Consider the following 440-nt stretch of genomic DNA (forward strand, 5'->3'; position numbering starts at 1 on the left):
GTCAGGATCCCGGCCAGCGCCAGCAGGCCGGCGACCGGCACCAGCCAGTCGGGCGCGCGCAGGGAGCGGGCGGCGGACGTCGCCGCCAGCACCGCAGCAATGGTCAGTACGACGTCGGCAAGCCAGTCCCAGCCTTCCAGGACTCCGTTGAGGCTCAGGCTGCTGAAGGCAACGGCCAGGCCCACAGCGGACGCCAGCAGCCAGTGGCCGTGGAACGGGCGGGACAGGGCCGTGCTCATAGGATGGTCTTCGCGGTCGAGGAGCTCATGCTGACCGGCGCGTCGAACAGCGCCCACGCGGCGGCCAGCGGCTCGCGGTGCGTCACGGCCACCGCCCGCCAGCCGCCGGAGCGGAGGAGGTCCAACACCGGGCGGGCCTCGTGCGGGTTCTCCACCACCAGCATCGCGAAGGCATGCGAGCCGAATTCGGCGGCCAGGGCC

At 73.0% G+C, this 440-nt stretch carries 1 protein-coding gene and 1 pseudogene; both read right to left on the bottom strand.

Annotated elements, in window-relative coordinates; translation table 11 throughout:
• Positions 1 to 239: hypothetical protein (locus tag AC5RVV_RS18135; protein WP_494002729.1), on the bottom strand; the 239-nt coding region annotated here is incomplete at its 3' end.
• A pseudogene (locus AC5RVV_RS18140) lies at positions 236 to 440 on the bottom strand (DUF58 domain-containing protein); the annotation flags it as partial. The gene AC5RVV_RS18135 and the pseudogene AC5RVV_RS18140, both read right to left, overlap by 4 nt.

The organism is Arthrobacter sp. MDT2-34-1 (assembly GCF_059091365.1).